This window comes from Pseudomonas brassicacearum, assembly GCF_003732175.1.
Lineage (GTDB): Bacteria > Pseudomonadota > Gammaproteobacteria > Pseudomonadales > Pseudomonadaceae > Aquipseudomonas > Aquipseudomonas brassicacearum_G.
In genome coordinates this window covers 56,316-73,805 of record NZ_MOBI01000003.1, presented here as the reverse complement: position 1 = coordinate 73,805, position 17,490 = coordinate 56,316, and the positions used below count along the sequence as shown (strand labels likewise).

General features: G+C 58.7%; 18 protein-coding genes. 8 read left to right on the top strand and 10 right to left on the bottom strand.

What is annotated here, in order from left to right; all coding sequences use genetic code 11:
• Positions 1 to 86: 86 nt before the first annotated feature.
• From prfB to BK658_RS02635, 4 genes are all read left to right on the top strand, one after another.
• Positions 87 to 1,182 (top strand): peptide chain release factor 2 gene (gene prfB, locus BK658_RS02655; protein WP_102667242.1). Its coding sequence is split into 2 segments (ribosomal slippage): positions 87 to 158 and positions 160 to 1,182, totalling 1,095 coding nucleotides; the frame shifts between segments, so codons are not numbered across the junction.
• Positions 1,183 to 1,253: 71 nt separating this feature from the next.
• Positions 1,254 to 2,756, top strand: coding sequence for a lysine--tRNA ligase (gene lysS / locus BK658_RS02650; protein WP_123580938.1), 1,503 nt, complete (start codon positions 1,254 to 1,256; stop codon positions 2,754 to 2,756).
• Positions 2,757 to 2,870: 114 nt separating this feature from the next.
• Positions 2,871 to 3,575 (top strand): TetR/AcrR family transcriptional regulator, encoded by a 705-nt coding sequence (locus BK658_RS02645; protein ID WP_123580937.1) that lies wholly within the window; start codon positions 2,871 to 2,873, stop codon positions 3,573 to 3,575.
• Between the two features lie 197 nt (positions 3,576 to 3,772).
• Positions 3,773 to 5,050 carry a flavohemoglobin expression-modulating QEGLA motif protein gene (locus BK658_RS02635; RefSeq protein ID WP_123580935.1) on the top strand — a complete coding sequence of 426 codons (1,278 nt, stop codon included), beginning with the start codon at positions 3,773 to 3,775 and terminating at the stop codon, positions 5,048 to 5,050.
• Positions 5,051 to 5,125: 75 nt separating this feature from the next.
• Here the strand turns inward: BK658_RS02635 and glpD are convergent, their stop codons facing one another.
• The 4 genes from glpD to BK658_RS02615 form a co-directional block, all read right to left on the bottom strand.
• A complete protein-coding gene (gene glpD / locus BK658_RS02630) occupies positions 5,126 to 6,664 on the bottom strand; it encodes a glycerol-3-phosphate dehydrogenase (protein WP_123580933.1) in 1,539 nt (512 codons plus the stop codon).
• A gap of 290 nt (positions 6,665 to 6,954) precedes the next feature.
• The gene (locus tag BK658_RS02625; protein ID WP_054593817.1) at positions 6,955 to 7,710 is read right to left on the bottom strand and encodes a DeoR/GlpR family transcriptional regulator; all 756 of its coding nucleotides are present in this window, start codon (positions 7,708 to 7,710) and stop codon (positions 6,955 to 6,957) included.
• A 95-nt stretch (positions 7,711 to 7,805) separates the two neighbouring features.
• Positions 7,806 to 9,311: a glycerol kinase GlpK gene (gene glpK / locus BK658_RS02620; RefSeq protein ID WP_123580931.1), complete on the bottom strand. Its 1,506-nt coding sequence runs from the start codon at positions 9,309 to 9,311 to the stop codon at positions 7,806 to 7,808.
• 77 nt (positions 9,312 to 9,388) lie between these two features.
• Positions 9,389 to 10,240 carry an MIP/aquaporin family protein gene (locus tag BK658_RS02615; protein WP_123580929.1) on the bottom strand — a complete coding sequence of 284 codons (852 nt, stop codon included), beginning with the start codon at positions 10,238 to 10,240 and terminating at the stop codon, positions 9,389 to 9,391.
• Between BK658_RS02615 and BK658_RS29905 the strand changes: the two genes are divergently transcribed.
• The 3 genes from BK658_RS29905 to BK658_RS02600 all read left to right on the top strand — a co-directional run bounded on the left by BK658_RS29905 (position 10,197) and on the right by BK658_RS02600 (position 11,962).
• On the top strand, positions 10,197 to 10,457 hold the full coding sequence (locus BK658_RS29905) for a hypothetical protein (protein WP_185019769.1): 261 nt from the start codon (positions 10,197 to 10,199) through the stop codon (positions 10,455 to 10,457). The genes BK658_RS02615 and BK658_RS29905 overlap by 44 nt on opposite strands.
• A 153-nt stretch (positions 10,458 to 10,610) precedes the next feature.
• Positions 10,611 to 11,081 (top strand): Cys-tRNA(Pro) deacylase, encoded by a 471-nt coding sequence (ybaK, locus tag BK658_RS02605; RefSeq protein WP_123580925.1) that lies wholly within the window; start codon positions 10,611 to 10,613, stop codon positions 11,079 to 11,081.
• 98 nt (positions 11,082 to 11,179) lie between these two features.
• Complete coding sequence (locus BK658_RS02600; RefSeq protein WP_123580923.1) at positions 11,180 to 11,962, top strand: PhzF family phenazine biosynthesis protein; 783 nt, start codon at positions 11,180 to 11,182, stop codon at positions 11,960 to 11,962.
• A gap of 147 nt (positions 11,963 to 12,109) precedes the next feature.
• On the opposite strand, the gene BK658_RS02595 is transcribed toward BK658_RS02600, so the two are convergent.
• From BK658_RS02595 to BK658_RS02575, 6 genes are all read right to left on the bottom strand, one after another.
• On the bottom strand, positions 12,110 to 13,219 hold the full coding sequence (locus tag BK658_RS02595; RefSeq protein ID WP_123580922.1) for an ABC transporter ATP-binding protein: 1,110 nt from the start codon (positions 13,217 to 13,219) through the stop codon (positions 12,110 to 12,112).
• Positions 13,216 to 14,136, bottom strand: coding sequence for an ornithine carbamoyltransferase (gene argF, locus BK658_RS02590; protein WP_123580919.1), 921 nt, complete (start codon positions 14,134 to 14,136; stop codon positions 13,216 to 13,218). Before argF ends, BK658_RS02595 begins: the two co-directional genes overlap by 4 nt.
• A gap of 217 nt (positions 14,137 to 14,353) precedes the next feature.
• Complete coding sequence (locus BK658_RS02585; protein ID WP_259740042.1) at positions 14,354 to 15,424, bottom strand: tyrosine-type recombinase/integrase; 1,071 nt, start codon at positions 15,422 to 15,424, stop codon at positions 14,354 to 14,356.
• A complete protein-coding gene (locus tag BK658_RS30230; RefSeq protein ID WP_259740041.1) occupies positions 15,325 to 15,681 on the bottom strand; it encodes a hypothetical protein in 357 nt (118 codons plus the stop codon). The genes BK658_RS02585 and BK658_RS30230 overlap by 100 nt, the downstream gene beginning before the upstream one ends.
• Before the next feature lie 36 nt (positions 15,682 to 15,717).
• Positions 15,718 to 16,215, bottom strand: coding sequence for a hypothetical protein (locus tag BK658_RS02580; RefSeq protein WP_123580915.1), 498 nt, complete (start codon positions 16,213 to 16,215; stop codon positions 15,718 to 15,720).
• Between the two features lie 50 nt (positions 16,216 to 16,265).
• Entirely contained in the window at positions 16,266 to 17,123 is an 858-nt protein-coding gene (locus tag BK658_RS02575; protein ID WP_123580913.1) for a phosphoadenosine phosphosulfate reductase domain-containing protein, read from the bottom strand.
• A gap of 90 nt (positions 17,124 to 17,213) precedes the next feature.
• Between BK658_RS02575 and BK658_RS02570 the strand changes: the two genes are divergently transcribed.
• On the top strand, positions 17,214 to 17,483 hold the full coding sequence (locus BK658_RS02570; RefSeq protein ID WP_123580965.1) for a hypothetical protein: 270 nt from the start codon (positions 17,214 to 17,216) through the stop codon (positions 17,481 to 17,483).
• Positions 17,484 to 17,490 lie beyond the last annotated feature (7 nt).

The following is a 17,490-nucleotide window of genomic DNA, read 5'->3' as shown; positions in this document are numbered from 1 at the left end:
TTAAAGCCGCCAGGCGGGCTGCCGTGACAGCGTGATTACGTTATACTCGCCGGCTTTCAAAAGTTCGCCAACGAGTGCTGCCCGCCATGGAAATCAACCCGATCCTTAACAGCATCAAGGACCTGTCCGAGCGCTCCGAAACTATTCGGGGGTATCTTTGACTACGATCAAAAGCATGAGCGTCTGACCGAAGTCAATCGCGAGCTTGAAGATCCGAATGTCTGGAACAACCCGTCGTACGCTCAGGAACTGGGCCGCGAGCGGTCTCTGCTGGCGCAGATCGTCGAAACCCTCGACCAGATGCACAGCGGCCTTGCCGACGCCAAAGACCTGCTGCTGATGTCCGCAGAGGAAGAAGACCAGGCCGCCGTCGATGACGTCGCTGCCGAAGTCGAGCGTCTGCGCGAGGCCCTGGAAAAACTCGAATTCCGTCGCATGTTCAGCGGTGAGATGGACGCCAACAACGCCTACCTGGACATCCAGGCCGGCTCCGGCGGTACCGAAGCCCAGGACTGGGCCAATATCCTGCTGCGCATGTACCTGCGTTGGGCGGACAAACGCGGTTTCGACGCGACCATCATGGAGCTCTCCGCCGGTGAAGTCGCCGGGATCAAGGGCGCAACCGTGCATATCAAGGGTGAATACGCCTTTGGCTGGCTGCGGACCGAGATCGGCGTGCACCGTCTGGTGCGCAAGAGCCCGTACGACTCCGGTAACCGTCGCCATACCTCGTTCTCGGCCGTGTTCGTGTCGCCGGAAATCGATGACAACATCGAAATCGACATCAACCCGTCGGACCTGCGCATCGACACCTACCGCTCCTCGGGCGCCGGTGGCCAGCACGTAAACACCACTGACTCGGCCGTACGTATCACCCACGTACCGACCAACACCGTGGTCAGCTGCCAGAACGAACGTTCCCAGCACGCCAACAAAGACACCGCGATGAAAATGTTGCGGGCGCGCTTGTACGAGCAGGAAGTGCAGAAACGCAACGCTGCTTCCCAGGCTCTGGAAGACACCAAGTCGGACATCGGCTGGGGTCACCAGATTCGCTCGTATGTGCTCGACCAGTCGCGAATCAAGGATTTGCGTACCAACGTCGAACGCAGCGACTGCGACAAGGTGCTCGACGGCGACATCGACGAATACCTGGTGGCGAGCCTGAAGCAAGGCTTGTAAACCGCCAGTCAAGACCTTAAGTCCCCTGCCATCGGTGGGGGCAACGAACCTGTGATGGAAAATTTAAAGACATGAGCGACCTAGAACTCGATCCGCAAGCCCTGCAACAGGAAGAAAACTCCCTGATCGCCCTGCGCAAGGAAAAGCTTGCTGCCGAGCGTACCAAGGGCCAGGCCTTCCCCAATGACTTCCGCCGCGATGCCTACTGCGAAGACTTGCAGAAACAGTACGCTTCCAATACTAAGGAAGAGCTGGCAGAGGCTGCGATCCCGGTCAAGGTTGCCGGTCGTCTCATGCTCAACCGTGGCTCGTTCATGGTGATCCAGGACATGTCCGGGCGCATTCAGGTTTACGTCAACCGTAAAACCCTGTCCGAGGAAACCCTGGCCGCCGTGAAAACCTGGGACCTGGGCGACATCATCGCCGCCGAAGGCACCCTGGCCCGTTCCGGCAAGGGCGATCTGTACGTTGAAATGACCAGCGTGCGTCTGCTGACCAAATCCCTGCGCCCGTTGCCAGACAAGCACCATGGCCTGTCCGACACCGAGCAGCGCTATCGCCAGCGCTACGTTGACCTGATCGTCAACGAAGACGTGCGCCAGACCTTCCGCGTGCGTTCGCAAGTGATTGCGCACATTCGCAGCTTCCTGATGAAGCGCGACTTCCTGGAAGTCGAAACGCCGATGCTGCAAACCATCCCGGGCGGTGCGGCAGCCAAGCCGTTCGAGACTCACCACAACGCGCTGGACATGGAAATGTTCCTGCGTATCGCGCCTGAGCTGTACCTCAAGCGGCTTGTTGTGGGTGGATTTGAAAAGGTGTTCGAGATCAACCGCAACTTCCGTAACGAAGGTGTCTCGACTCGTCACAACCCTGAATTCACCATGTTGGAGTTCTACCAGGCGTACGCCGACTACGAAGACAACATGGACCTGACCGAAGAACTGTTCCGTGAATTGGCGCAGTTGGTTCTGGGCAGCACCGACGTGCCGTACGGCGACAAGGTGTTCCACTTCGGCGAGCCGTTCGTGCGTCTCTCGGTGTTCGACTCGATCCTCAAGTACAACCCTGAGCTTTCCGCTGACGACCTGACTGACATCGACAAGGCTCGCGCCATCGCCAAGAAGTCCGGCGCCAAAGTGCTCGGCTTCGAAGGTCTGGGCAAGCTGCAGGTAATGATTTTCGAAGAGCTGGTCGAGCACAAGCTGGAGCAGCCACACTTCATCACCCAGTACCCGTTCGAAGTGTCGCCGCTGGCCCGCCGCAACGACGAGAACCCGAACGTCACCGACCGTTTCGAGCTGTTCATCGGTGGCCGCGAAATCGCCAACGCCTACTCCGAGTTGAACGACGCGGAAGACCAGGCCGAGCGCTTCATGGCTCAGGTGGCTGACAAGGACGCCGGTGACGACGAAGCCATGCACTATGACGCTGACTTCGTACGCGCCCTGGAGTACGGCATGCCGCCGACCGCCGGTGAAGGTATCGGCATCGACCGACTGGTGATGCTGCTGACCAATTCACCGTCGATTCGCGATGTGATCCTGTTCCCGCACATGCGGCCGCAAGCGTAAGTGTTTCAATTAAAAAGCCGCCTATAACAGGCGGCTTTTTATTGCCTGTCTGGTACAAACGTATCAATTGGTTACTTTTGACGTTAGAGAGGAATATCTGTCGTGAATCGTGCAATGGCTCAAGAAGGAGCAGCTGGCATCGCCACTGCGGTCGCTGAAAGTGTTCAGTATCAGGGTCGCAAAGCCAGCCGACAGGGAAGCGAGCAGCGTCGACAAGAGATTCTCGATGCGGCGATGCGCATTGTCGTGCGCGACGGTGTTCGTGCGGTACGTCACCGTGCCGTGGCCGCCGAAGCCGGTGTGCCGCTGTCGGCGACGACTTACTATTTCAAGGATATCGATGACCTGCTCACCGATACCTTCGCTCAATACGTCGAACGTAGCGCCGCCTACATGGCCAGGTTGTGGGCCAACAACGAAGGCTTGTTGCGCGAAATGGTCATCAGTGGTGATGGCAGCCCCGAGTCCCGCTCGCAGTTGGCTGACGATATCGCACGGCTGATGGCAGATTATGTCCAGCGGCAGTTGATCAACCGCCGCGAGCACCTGATGGCCGAGCAGGCCTTCCGCCAGGAAGCGTTGCTCAATCCGCGCCTGGCGCTGCTGGTGCGCTCGCATCAGCAAATCCTCCTGCAGGGCACTTGCCAGCTTTTCCAGGTATTGGGTTCGCGAGAGCCGCAGCAGGATGCCAAAGTGTTGACGGCAATTATCGGCCGGATGGAATATCAGGGCCTGCTCAACGACGCAGAGCCGCAGGCTGAACAAGAGATGCTCGGCATTCTGACGCGATATATGCACCTGGTACTGGCATCGGTCTGACCCTGTGGGAGCGAGCTTGCTCGCGATAGATCGTTCCCACGCTCTGCGTGGGAATGCCGCCATGGACGCTCCGCGTCCGCTTCGGCTGTGACGCAGAGCGTCACGGGATGCATTCCCACGCAGAGCGTGGGAACGATCAAACCCTGTGGGAACGATCAAAACACGCAGCACGCAACGGCTATCAAAGGGAGCAACCGGTGGACGAATACCAGCAGACGATACGCATCTTGTCCGATCGCATAGTGCTGGCGCAGACGCCGATTCGGGTACTCGATGCGGTCAAGTGGGACGAGAACATCCGCAAGGGTTTCCTCAAGGCCAAAGGCAAGGAAATGCCGGCGGTGGACCGCGATTACTACCTCAATCGGCCACTGTCCTTCGACTCCAGCAAAGTGAAGCTGGAGTTCCAGAACATCGAGCGCGACATCACCCGTCAGCTCGGCCAGTTCAACCCGGTCGGGCAGATCATGCGTCGCATGTGCAAGGAATACCGCATGGTGGTGCGGATGCTCGAAGCGCGTGGCACCGAAGATTTCGGGTTGATCTCCCAGGAGCTTTACGGCGCTGCGTCCGATGCGTTCCACGCCGGCGACCCGACCCTGGCCGACCTTGGCCTGATGATGTCCGACTACCTGAACAACATCGATGGCCGGGGCGACCTCAAGGACGAGCCGAAGATTCTCACCGCCAAAGAAGCCGTGCACTTGCTGCAAACCCGCTTGAACAAGGTCTTTGGCGAAGCCGAGGAAACCATTCGGGTGTTCGAGTCCGATGGTATTGTCGCGGATGCGGCAGCCGGTGCCGACTACATCAAGATCCGCGCTGACGCGATGTTCAACGAACGTGACGTGCGTGCCCTGGAGGTCCATGAAGGGCTGGTGCATGTCGGCACCACGCTTAACGGTCTGAACCAGCCGATCTGTACCTTTCTCTCCAAAGGTCCACCGTCGTCGACTGTGACCCAGGAGGGGCTGGCGATCCTGATGGAAATCATCACCTTTGCGTCCTACCCGAGTCGCTTGCGCAAACTGACCAACCGTACCCGGGCGATTCACATGGCCGAGGAGGGCGCGGACTTCTTGCAGATCTTTGAGTTCTTCCGCGCTCAAGGCTTCGAGATGGCTGAAAGCTATAGCAATGCCAGCCGGGTTTTCCGTGGTTCGATACCCAATGGCCTGCCATTCACTAAGGACTTGTCCTACCTCAAGGGCTTTATCATGGTTTACAACTACATTCAGTTGGCCGTGCGTAAAGGCAAGCTTGAGCAGATTCCTTTGCTGTTTTGCGGCAAGACCACCCTGGAAGACATGCGAACCCTGCGTCAGTTGGTGGATGAGGGCCTGGTGGAACCACCCAAGTACCTGCCGGACCAGTTCCGTGACATGAACGCCTTGTCGGCCTGGATGTGTTTCTCCAACTTCCTCAATCACCTGAGCCTGGACCGGATCGAAGCGGATTATTCGAACATTTTGTAATGCCGTCGAAAGATCTTCTAAACAAAAGCCCCTGAATCGTGAGATTCAGGGGCTTTTGTTGAGCCGGATTACCGATCAGGCTGCTTCGATCTTGCTGCGGTTCTGCTCGAGCTTGTTCAGGTACAGCTGCACGTTCTCTTGCTCTGCCTGGGTGGTGAACAAACCCAGTTTGCTGCGACGCCAGAGTATGTCGTGAGCGCTGGTGGCCCATTCTTCGCTGCACAGGTAATCGACTTCGCGGGTGTAGAGACCGCCACCGAGGTGTTCGCCCATGTCCTTCAGACTCTGTACACCTTCAAGCAGGCGCCAGGTGCGGCTGCCATAGGTGGTGGCCCAGCGTCGGGCAATTTCCGTCGGCAGCCAGTCGAACTTGTCGCGAATCAACGCGCTCAAGGCCTGTGGCGTGGTCATGTCTTCGCCGCCCGGCAGGGTCGCTTGCGCAGTCCAGCTCGGCTTCATGTCCTTGAAGTACGGTGCCAGCTGCGCCATGGCCGACTCGGCCAGTTTGCGGTAGGTGGTCAGTTTGCCACCGAACACTGACAGCAGCGGGGCTTCTTCAGTGCTGCCGGACAATGCCAGGGTGTAATCGCGGGTCACGGCTGAAGGATTGTCGGATTCGTCGTTGCACAGCGGACGAACGCCGGAATAGGTGTGCAGGATGTCGCTGCGGCTGATTTGTTTCTTGAAGTGCGCGTTGACCACTTTCAGCAGGTAATCGGTCTCGCCTTCGGTGATGGCGACTTTCGCTGGATCGCCGGTGTACTCACGGTCCGTGGTACCAATCAGGGTGAATTGATTGAGGTACGGAATGGTGAACACGATGCGCTGGTCTTCGTTCTGCAAGATATGCGCGTGTTCGCCTTCGTACAGCTTCGGCACGATCAGGTGGCTGCCCTGAATCAGGCGGATGCCATAAGGGGATTCCATCTTCAGGTCATCACGTATGAACTTGGCGACCCATGGACCGGCGGCATTCACCAGCGCCTTGGCGCGGATCGAGAACAGGCGGCCATCGGCACGTTCCAGGTTCAGTTCCCACAGGCCTTTGCTGCGACGGGCGCTGACACAGCGGGTCTGGGTGTGAACGTGGGCGCCGTTTTCGCGGGCGGCCATGGCATTGAGCACCACCAGACGGGCGTCGTCGACCCAGCAATCGGAGTATTCGAAGCCTTTGGTGATTTCGCTTTTCAGCGCGCTGTCGGCACCGAACTTCAGGCTTTTGGAGCCGGCGAGTTTTTCCCGCTTGCCAAGATGGTCATAAAGGAACAGGCCTGCACGGATCATCCATGCCGGGCGCAGGTGCGGACGGTGCGGCAACACGAAGCGCATTGGCTTGACGATGTGCGGGGCCTTGGCCAACAGCACTTCACGCTCGGCCAGGGCCTCGCGCACGAGGCGGAATTCGTAGTGTTCGAGGTAGCGCAGGCCGCCGTGGATCAGCTTGCTACTGGCGGACGAGGTATGACTGGCCAGATCGTCCTTTTCGCAAAGGAACACCGAAAGACCGCGACCGGCGGCATCTGCGGCAATCCCCACCCCGTTAATCCCACCACCAATGACGGCGATATCATAGACCTCGGCAAGAGGGGGCATAGGCAAGGTTGAAGTGGGCATCGGCTGGCCTCGGGTACTTTCTATATTTGAATTCGAACATTAATGTTCATTTGCGAAAATGGTAGCGCATAAACCCGGGCACAGCTAGCTGACTTCGATTGAAATTTCTGATCGAAGGGAGGGGAAAGGAAAATTTTCGAACATTCCGGTCTTCGGCAGGGCGCGGAAGGTATGTTGAATGCGCGGCCGTATTCGCGAGCAAGCTCGCTCCCACAGGGATAGCGCGGACCCTGTGGGAGCGAGCTTGCTCGCGATGGCGCCGGTATAGGCGACGAAAATCTCGAGGGGGGTTAAACCACTTCCAGCCGAATCTTGTGCTGGCTCAGCAGTTGCGCCAATGCCGGAACCGGCGCGTGGTCGGTCACCAGGCAGTCGATCAGGCTGATCGGCCCCAGGCGGACCATGGCGTTGCGGCCGAACTTGCTGGAGTCTGCTGCCAGCAAGACTTGCCGAGCGTTGGCGATGATCGCCTGGGAGACCCGTACTTCCTGGTAGTCAAAGTCGAGCAGGCTGCCGTCTTCATCGATACCGCTGATGCCGACCAGCGCAAAGTCGACCTTGAACTGGTTGATGAAGTCGACGCAGGCCTGACCGACTACGCCGCCATCACGGCGCACGTTGCCACCGGCCAGCAGGACTTCGAAGTCATCCTTGGCGCTGAGGATCGAGGCGACGTGCAGGTTGTTGGTGATCACCTTGAGATGGCTGTGATTGAGCAGCGCCCGGGCGATGGACTCGGTGGTGGTACCGATATTGATGAACAGCGAGGCGTGATCGGGGATTTGTGCGGCGATGGCTTCGGCGATGCGCTGTTTCTCATCGCGCATCTGATCGGCGCGCATGGCGTAGGCGGTGTTTTCGACACTTGAATCGTAAGCGGCGCCGCCGTGATAGCGACGCAGCAAATTCACTTCCGCCAATTGATTGATATCGCGGCGGATGGTCTGCGGTGTAACAACAAATAGTTGAGCCATTTCCTCGATGCTGACGTAGCCGCGTTCGCGGACCAGTTCGAGGATTTGCTGCTGACGGGGAGGCAGATTCATAGGGCTTCCTTTGGGCTGCCGTGCAAAATTTGCCCATGATGCCGTACGAATCACCTCCCTACCAGTTACATACCGATACGAATCCGCTACTTGGCCTATTCAGCGCCTTCGTGCGGTTCCCAGTCGCGGGTGCGGCTGACGGCTTTTTTCCAGCCGGCGTAGAGTTTTTCCTTCGTGGTTTCGTCCAGTTGCGGGTCGAACTCGCGCTCGATCACCGCCTTGCCGCGCAGTTCGTCCAGGCTGCCCCAGAAACCGCAGGCCAGGCCGGCCAGGTAGGCGGCACCGAGTGCAGTGGTTTCACGCATTTGCGGGCGCTCGACCTTGGTGCCGAGGATGTCCGCCTGGAATTGCATCAGGAAGTTGTTCGCAACCGCACCGCCGTCTACGCGCAGAGCCTTGAGACGTTCGCCGGAGTCGTGTTGCATGGCATCGAGTACGTCGCGGGTCTGGTAGGCAATCGACTCCAGTGCTGCGCGAATGATGTGATCCACGCGTACGCCACGAGTCAGGCCGAACAGTGCGCCGCGGGCATACGGGTCCCAGTACGGAGCGCCGAGGCCGGTGAAGGCGGGTACCAGGTACACGCCGTTGCTGTCCTTGACCTTGTTGGCGAAGTATTCGGTGTCGTGAGCGTCGTTGATGATCTTCAGCTCGTCGCGCAGCCACTGAACGGTGGAGCCGCCGTTGAACACGGCGCCTTCCAGTGCATAGGCCACTTCGCCGCGTGGGCCGCAGGCGATGGTGGTGAGCATGCCGTGCCGGGATTTAACCGCTTTGTCGCCGGTGTTCATCAGCAGGAAGCAGCCGGTGCCGTAGGTGTTTTTCGCCTGGCCCGGTTCAACGCACATCTGGCCGAACAGCGCGGCCTGTTGGTCGCCGGCAATACCGCCGATGGCGATGCCGCTCTTGGTGTGGCCATAAATTTGCGATGACGACTTGACCTCCGGGAGCATCTCGCGCGGGATGTCCAGCACCTCGAGCATCTTCGCGTCCCACTCCAGGGTGTGGATGTTGAAGAGCATGGTGCGCGAGGCGTTGGTGTAGTCGGTGACGTGGGTCTTGCCGCCGGTAAATTTCCAGATCAGCCAGCTGTCGATGGTGCCGAACAGCAGCTCGCCTTTGCGTGCGCGTTCGCGGCTGCCTTCGACGTTGTCGAGGATCCACTTGAGTTTGGTGCCGGAGAAGTACGGGTCGGTGACCAGGCCAGTGGTTTCGCTGATGTACTGCTCATGCCCATCGCGCTTGAGTTGTTGGCAGATTTCAGTGCTGCGGCGGCATTGCCAGACGATTGCGTTGTAGATCGGCCGGCCAGTGGTCTTGTCCCAGACCACAGTGGTTTCACGCTGGTTGGTGATGCCGATGGCCGCTACCTGATCGTGATGCAGGCCGGCTTGTGCCAGGGCCTCGACCATCACGGCACTTTGGGTGGCGAAGATTTCCATCGGGTCGTGTTCGACCCAGCCGGCCTGCGGGTAATGCTGGGCGAATTCACGTTGCGCAGTGCAGACCACGTTGGCGTCACGGTCGAAAATGATCGCCCGGGAGCTGGTCGTACCCTGATCGAGGGCAATGATGTAGTTCTTATTCTGAATGTCGGTCATGTCGATTGCCTTGGACGAAATAAAGGAATGGGTTGGGGCGCGTGATCAATGGTGGGCAGGATCGCGCGCCGCCGCTTTCAGGAGATTCGAGCTTTGCCGTCAATGGCGGGTTCTGCATCCTTTGTAGCAGGTATGGCGATCGGCAGATGACGGGCAATCAGCCCGCGATAGGCCGCAGCGCCGAGGCAGGCACCCAGGATCGGTGCAAAAATCGGAATCAGGAAGTACGGAATATCACGGCCGCCAGTGAAGGAAATTTCACCCCAGCCAGCGAAGAAAGTCATCAGCTTAGGACCGAAGTCTCGCGCGGGGTTCATCGCAAAACCGGTCAGCGGGCCCATCGAGCTGCCAATGACGGCGATCAGCAGGCCGATCAACAGCGGCGCCAGCGGGCCTTTAGGCAGGCCATTGTTGTCGTCGGTCAGGGACATGATCACGCCCATCAGGATGGCGGTGATGATCACCTCCACCAGAAATGCCTGGGCTGTCGACAGGGCAGGGTTCGGGAATGTGGAGAACACTGAGGCCAGTTCGAGGCTGGCTTGTGAGCCGCGAACCATCTGGTGAGTTTGTTCGAAATCGAAGAACAGGTTGCTGTAAAGCGTGTAAACCAACAACGCCGCGCAGAAGGCGCCAGCGACTTGGGAGAAGATGTAGAGCGGCAGTTTACGCTTCTCGAAATCAGCGAATATGCACAGCGCGATGCTGACGGCCGGGTTCAGGTGAGCGCCTGAAACACCGGCGGTCAGGTAGATCGCCATGCTGACACCGATCCCCCAGATGATGCTGATTTCCCAAAGCCCAAAGCTGGCACCCGCGACTTTGAGCGCGGCAACACAGCCAGTACCAAAAAAAATCAATAAGGCAGTACCCAGGAACTCGGCCATGCATTGGCTCGAGAGCGATGGTTGTTGCGATGCAGTTGTCATTGAAAACCTCGTTTTTGTTGTTGTTGGGCGCTCTGCTCGAAATGGTCAGGGCGCGATTTTCACCGAGGCAGGATCCCCATCCTGGTCTCGGCCTGCTGCCGGGTACTACGCAGAAACGTTTATGCATTATTCAGATTCGAAAAAATATAGACAAGAAATGCTGATGTCAAAGGTCGAAAGTGAACCGTCGGTCATATTTAAACTATTGGTCAGCTGAATGATCATTTGGATGGCCCCGGGAGATCGCTGGATTTTGTCCTGCGTTTGCCTGTTCCTGAGCGGGCAGGGGCCGGTAATAGAGCCTTTTGCTCGGTGATGGCCTAGAATCCAGCGCAGTATTTTTTTTGCTATCGCCAGGCTTGGAGCTGCCATGACCCCCGCATTGGATCTGTTGAAAAAAGTTCGTGCCGAACATCGAGTGCACAGTTATGAACATGATCCGAAGGCTGCGTCCTACGGTCTGGAGGCAGCGGAAAAGCTCGGGCTGGATCCGGCGCAAGTGTTCAAGACACTGCTGGCAGCCAGTGAAAAGGGCGAGTTGCTGGTGGCTGTCGTGCCGGTCGTCGGAAGTCTGGATTTGAAAGCGCTGGCGCATGCTGCCGGGGTGAAGAAAGTCGAAATGGCTGATCCCGCAGCCGCGCAACGGGCCACCGGTTACTTGTTGGGGGGCATAAGTCCGTTGGGGCAGAAGAAGCGTTTGCGCACTTTCATCGATAACAGTGCTCAGCCTTTCGCGAGCATTTATGTCAGCGCGGGTCGACGCGGTCTTGAGGTCGAGTTGGCACCGACGGTGCTGGCCGAGCATACCCAGGCCACATTCGCCGATATCGGTCGGGCCTGACCACCGCGCTGTATGGTGAAAAACGGCGGGTTCTGTCTCTGGTTGCCAGGTAACGGCTGATGCATGCTCGCCTTCGCCTAACAAGAAGGAGAACACTCATGCAGCTAGCGTTTCATCAGGTCGACGCGTTCAGTGACCAACCGTTCAGTGGCAATCCGGCAATGGTCTATCGGCTCGACGCCTGGCTCGCTGATGACTTGATGCAAAAAATCGCCGCCGAACACAATCTTGCCGAAACCGCGTTTGTGGTGCGTGAGGCGCAAGGCTGGCGTATCCGCTGGTTCACGCCGACCACCGAAGTGCCGTTGTGCGGCCATGCGACGCTGGCCAGCGCCTATGTGTTGTTCGAGGTCTATAAAGAACCGGTCGAGCGCCTGGACTTCATCAGCAAGTCCGGTCCCTTGAGTGTGAGTCGGGAAGGCGAACGGCTGTGGCTGGACTTTCCGGCGATTGAACTGCGCGAAGTCGGCGTGACCCTCGATGTGGAGCGGGCGCTGGGCGTGCAGGCAGTTGATGTGCTGGGTTCCAACGAATTGTTCGTGGTGCTGGAGTCGGAGCAGGCGGTGCTCGATTGCCAGCCGGACATGGCCGAACTGGCGAAGTTGCCTTGGCCCGGTGCTATCGTGACTGCGCCTGGTTCGCGGCATGATTTCGTCTCGCGGTACTTCGCGCCTGCGATCGGTATCAACGAAGATCCGGTCACCGGCTCGACCCATTGCAGCCTGATTCCGTACTGGTCGCAGCGGTTGGGCAAATCGAGTCTGACGGCGTATCAGTGTTCGGCGCGGGGCGGGGAGTTGTTCTGCCGCCTGGAAGGGGATCGGGTGAAGATCGGGGGACATGCGACGCTGGTGGCCAGCGGGACGTTGATGTTGGGTTAACTCAATCAGTGTGTGTGGGAACTGGCTTTTGTGGGAGCTGGCTTGCCTGCGATAGCATCAACTCGGTTCGACACTAAACCGAGTCGCCTGCATCGCGGGCAAGCCCGGCTCCCACAAAAGCCCGTTCCCACATTCAGTCCGTATTGTTCAATGCGCAGCGCTGTACCGACGAACCCCGGACTCTACCGCCGGAATGTGCGCTGCCGTGCTGCCGGAAGCCTGGAACAGCACCAGGTGTTCGGCGGCCACGCGAATGCCGACATCGGCGCCGACCAGATGATCGGCATGGCTCGGGAAGATCGATTCCAGTTGGCAGCCGGTCGGTAACTGCAGGCGATACAACGTCGATGCACCCAGAAAGGTCTTGCCAACGATCCGTGCCTTCAGAGGGCTGTCGGGCGCGTAAACGATATCGTCGGGGCGCAGCAACACATCCACCGCGCCACCGGTAGGCCAGGTGTATGCGCGATTACCGCGCAGCACTCCCAGTTCGGTCTGCACCGATTCCGGGGTCTGCAGCTGACCGCGAATGAAATAACCCTGACCGATAAAGCTCGCCACAAACGGTGTTTGCGGTTCGTGGTACAGGTTGTAAGGCGTGTCCCACTGCTCCAGTCGACCCTCCTTGAACACGCCAACCTGATCGCTGACGGCAAAGGCTTCTTCCTGGTCGTGAGTGACCAGAATCGCACTGGTGCCACGGGCCTTGAGGATGTCTCGGACTTCATGGCTGAGCTTGCGGCGTAATTCACCATCGAGGTTGGAGAACGGTTCGTCGAGCAGCAGCAGTTGCGGCTCCGGTGCCAATGCCCGGGCCAGTGCAACACGCTGTTGCTGGCCGCCGGAAAGCTCGTGCGGGAAGCGCTTGCCGAGGTGCTTCAGGTTGACCAGTTCAAGCATCTCTTCGGTGACCCGGTCTTTCTGTGGATGCTTGCGAATGCCAAAGGCGATGTTCTCGGCCACGCTCAGGTGCGGGAACAGCGCGTAGTCCTGGAACACCATGCCGATTCGGCGTTTCTCCGGCGCGAGGGTGAAACCGGCGCTGGAGATGGTTTCACCGGCCAGTTGGATTTCCCCTTCGTGAACCGGCTCAAAGCCTGCAATCGCCCGCAGAGTGGTGGTCTTGCCGCAGCCGGAAGAGCCGAGCAGGCAACCGATGTCACCGGCATTGAGGTGCAGGTTGAGGTTCTGGACGACCTGCTGGTCTTGATAGCCGCAGGCCAGATTACGCAGGTTCAGCAGTAATGAATGACTCATGCGTGGTGATATGAAGGCGGAACGAGAAACTCGAGCAGGGCTTTTTGCGCATGCAGACGGTTCTCGGCCTGATCCCAGGCAACCGAACGCGGGTCGTCGAGCAGATCGAGGCTGATTTCTTCACCGCGGTGGGCGGGCAGGCAGTGCATGAACAACACATCCGCGGCGGCCAGATCGAGCAGGGCACGATTAACCTGGAACGGTGCGAACAGCTTGAGGCGCTTGGCGGTTTCCTCTTCCTGGCCCATGGAGGTCCAGACGTCGGTGCTGACCAGATGTGCGCCGCGTACCGCTTCCCGAGGATCGCGAACGATAGTCACCCGATCACCGGCCTTGGCCACGAACTCAGGGTTTGGCTCATAGCTTTCAGGGCAGGCGATGCGCAACTGGAAGTCGAACTGGATGGCGGCTTCTATATAGCTGTTGCACATGTTGTTGCCGTCGCCGATCCAGGCCACGGTCTTTCCCTGGATCGAGCCGCGATGCTCAAGGAAGGTCTGCATGTCGGCCAGCAACTGGCACGGGTGCAGGTCATCGGACAGGCCATTGATGACGGGCACGCGCGAGTTGGCGGCGAATTCGGTCAGGGTGCTGTGGGCAAAGGTTCGGATCATCACCGCATCGAGCATGCGCGACATGACGATGGCGCAGTCGCCGATCGGTTCGCCGCGACCCAGTTGGGTGTCACGGGGTGACAGGAAAATCGCCTGGCCGCCAAGCTGGATCATGCCGGCTTCAAACGACAGCCGGGTGCGCGTCGAGGATTTCTCGAAGATCATCCCGAGTACGCGATTTTTCAACGGCTCGAACAGTACGCCGCGGTTACGCAGGTCTTTGAGCTCAATGCCTCGACGGATCACGCTGACCAGCTCTTCGGGCGTGCAATCCATCAGGGAGAGAAAGTGCCTTGCGCTCATCATTGACTACCTTTTTGCAACAGACCGCAGATACTCAAAGCCTTGTTTAACTGAAAAACGGGCGAGACCTGCGGCGTAAGCCGCACGAGGCGACGAAATAGGGGAAGGCGCGATCTTATAATTAAATGTCGCGTCTTACCAATAGGGTGCTTGATTTATAGGGCTTTTGTCGTGCTTCGGAAATTGCCTGGGCCAAAGATGGGCCAAAACTACGAAATCACAGCTTGTTCAGTTCGGCCCAGTCGGAGGTGGAGTTGATCCACTTCGCATAGGTCGAGAGCAACATTTGTACACTGTGACCCAGTTGGTTTGCAATAAACGCCGCGTTCATGTTGGCCATCAGGCACATCGTGGCGTAGGTGTGGCGACAGTCATATTGCCGTCGCCGACGAATGGCCAGCCGCTCCAGTGCCGCGAGAAAGTACTTCTTCGGCGTGCTGTCTGACCTGATCCACTCGCTGCTGGCGTCCGCCGGCGCAAACACAAACTCCGCACCATCGGCTGCAAGCGACCGAGCGACCCGAATAGCATTCAGCGCGCGATCATTGAGCAGCACATCCCTGACCGTCTTGGTCTTGATCCTTTCGAACAACTCCCCCTTTACGATCACCCTGCACACGTGTGCCCTTCTTTTGTCCTCGTCAATCTCTGACCATTTGAGCGCCCGGATCTCACCCGGTCGCATGCCGGTGAAAAACGAGAACTCGAAGTAGGCGGCATAGAGCCTGGTCGGCCCCTTCAAATGCTCGTACATGTCGGCAATGATCCGCTCAGCATCATCACGCTCGAACGGATCGACCTGCCGCTTGGCGATCTTTGCCCGAGGAATCGACAGGCACGGGTTACGCGAGATATGCCCATCCATCACGGCCGTGTGCAGAACACTCGACAGCTTGTCCGTCGCGTTCCGGCGCACGCCCGGCGACTCCCAGGCGATCGCCGAAACGATCTTGCGCAGGTCCGCCGAGGTGATGTTGTCGATTCGCTTGCTGGCCAGCGCCGGCATCCAGAACCGGTTCAGCACGCTTTTGTAGTTATCGCGCGTGCTGTCGACGATCTCCCGGCTGTCCAGCCAGATCTGGGCAAACTCGCCAAAGGTCGGCGTTTTACGGTCGAGCAGGTAGCCGGAGTTAGGGAACATCTGGGCGTAGAGATCGTCGTTCATTGCGCCCAGTTTGATCAGTTCCTTTACACGAGCACAGAGACTGCCGGCCGCCGCGAGCCCCTTGGCGTTCGGCTTATATGGAGTCGGCTCGCTTCGACGCTGACCGTTCCAAGTAAAACGGATCCGGACGCTTTCGCCGCGGGGTTCGACGCCATCAGGGAGGCCCATTGATTTTCTGCCCATGTGTTGTATCGCTCCAGGCTGTACATGATTCGCCCGTTCACCTTCCCCCAGACGCCGAGGGGGATGACGCCGGCCAGGCGCTTGTGTTCGAGTGCTTTGGAAGTGGTGCCGATCAGCTCGGCAAGGCGTGACTCCAGAACCTTGTCCACCAGCAGCGCAGCCGGGTCGTCAAGGATCTGTGGTTGTTTCGATGACATAGCTGTCTCCATGCCGCGCGTGGCGGCAGAAGGTGGTTATTGGGTGGCTTTGGCGAGGGCGGCGTCTGCGATCTTCATCGCGGCCTGGGCCTCTGTCACATAGGCCGGATCAAACCCACCGCACAGATGGATGGTTGCTTGGCAGGCTCGGAGGTTTTCGCGGGCGAGTTTCAACGCCGCGACCAGCTCTTCGCACAGCGCGCGCTCTTCTCGGCCGATATCCCAGAAGCGCTGGCCCCAGTGTCCCGCCGGCGGCGGGTTGTGGTTCTTCACACCGAAGGTCATCGCTCCCACGGCCGAATCAAGCAAGTCGCGTTTGTAGGCGTTGTCGCCGTCAATGCTCAGGCCTTGGCGTCGCAGCGCATCCAGAGCGTTATTCAAGTTCGACTCGGGCGATGGCAGCACCAGGTCGAAATCTTTTTTCCCAGGCCGGCAGGCGATGAGAAACATTTCACAATCGAGTGGAAGGTGCTGGGCGATATCCGAGAGCGATTCAATGGCTGCTTCGCGGAGGTGGTATTTCTGATCGGCCACAGGGATTCCTCGCCCGCCGTTCACCGGCAGGCTGGTAGGTGGAAGAGGGGTTAGTCACCACAGAAGCAGGCAATGGCCTCGTCGTGGTCGGCGAACATGTCGAATTGGGTGTCTGAGTAGTCGAGCATTTGTTGATAGCTGGGGCGGTCGAAGCGGAAGCGGGCGCCGTCTCCAGTAAACTTGCCACTGGACACCACTTCGCTTTCCATTCTGGCCCACCATGTCGCCTTGGATCGGTCGCTGGCGATTATCGAATAAACCTGTTTGGCGCCCTTCAGGAAGCAGAGGTCGCAGTTACCTTCAAGCGTCCGACCATTGATCGTCGGCAGCATCAGGTCGAATGATTCGCTGGCCCAGAAGTCAGTCACGTCCTGCACGCCGACACCAGCGTCAGCCAGGGGCATAACCATCGTGGCCCACTTGCTTTCACTGGTGCTCTTCCGGTGTCGGATCTTTGCGACTCGACGCGGTTCATCAGCACGAATGCCCGTCATCATGTCCACGGGGTTGTCTTCGTTCGACAGGCCCTGGCTGCGCAGGTACTTGTGGATGATGCGGATCTTCAGGTCGATGGTGCAGAACCGGGTCACTGGGTTAGGCAGGTATTTCCGTTTGCGGATCAGCGCTTCGAATGGCTCGCCCTGGCGGCTGGCGCTGGCGAAGTCCACAACCCCAAACCCTGCTTCGTTATCGAGGTACTCCAGCCAGACGATCGGTACTGACCAGCGCTCGGCGCATTCCCGGACGAACTCCAGCGTGGCCGGATGCTCTTTGCCGGTGTTGGCGAAGGTAACAACCAGATCGCTCAGGTCATCATTGTTGCCCAGCACCTGACGCAGCATGTAGGCGCTGGTACGGCCGCCGGAAAAACTGACGACCGTTGGCCCAGATATTTTATAGGGAGACATGGGCGTCCTATGCCGGGTCATACCCGGGCGGTGGAGGGTGGAATTGCAGAGATCAGCTAAAGTTGAATGTTCATTCACGGGGAGGTGGTTATGAGCATCAATGTCTGTGTTGTATGCAGCGGGAGTGCTGACAAGGCTTTTCCAGTAGGCAGCTTTGATGAGTTCAAATGCCCGGATTGCGGCCGCTACTCAGTCAATCGGAATTTGCTCAATCAAATGGCTGCTGCGAAACGTGTCTTCCACACGGCGCGTACTCAGCAGTACTTGGTGATCCACTCGCGGTTCGACCAGGTTCCGGCTATCGACGAGTTGGAAGCAACGATGCATCAGTTGATCGTGGAGAGATCAAGCAATAGGTGAGGGTGGG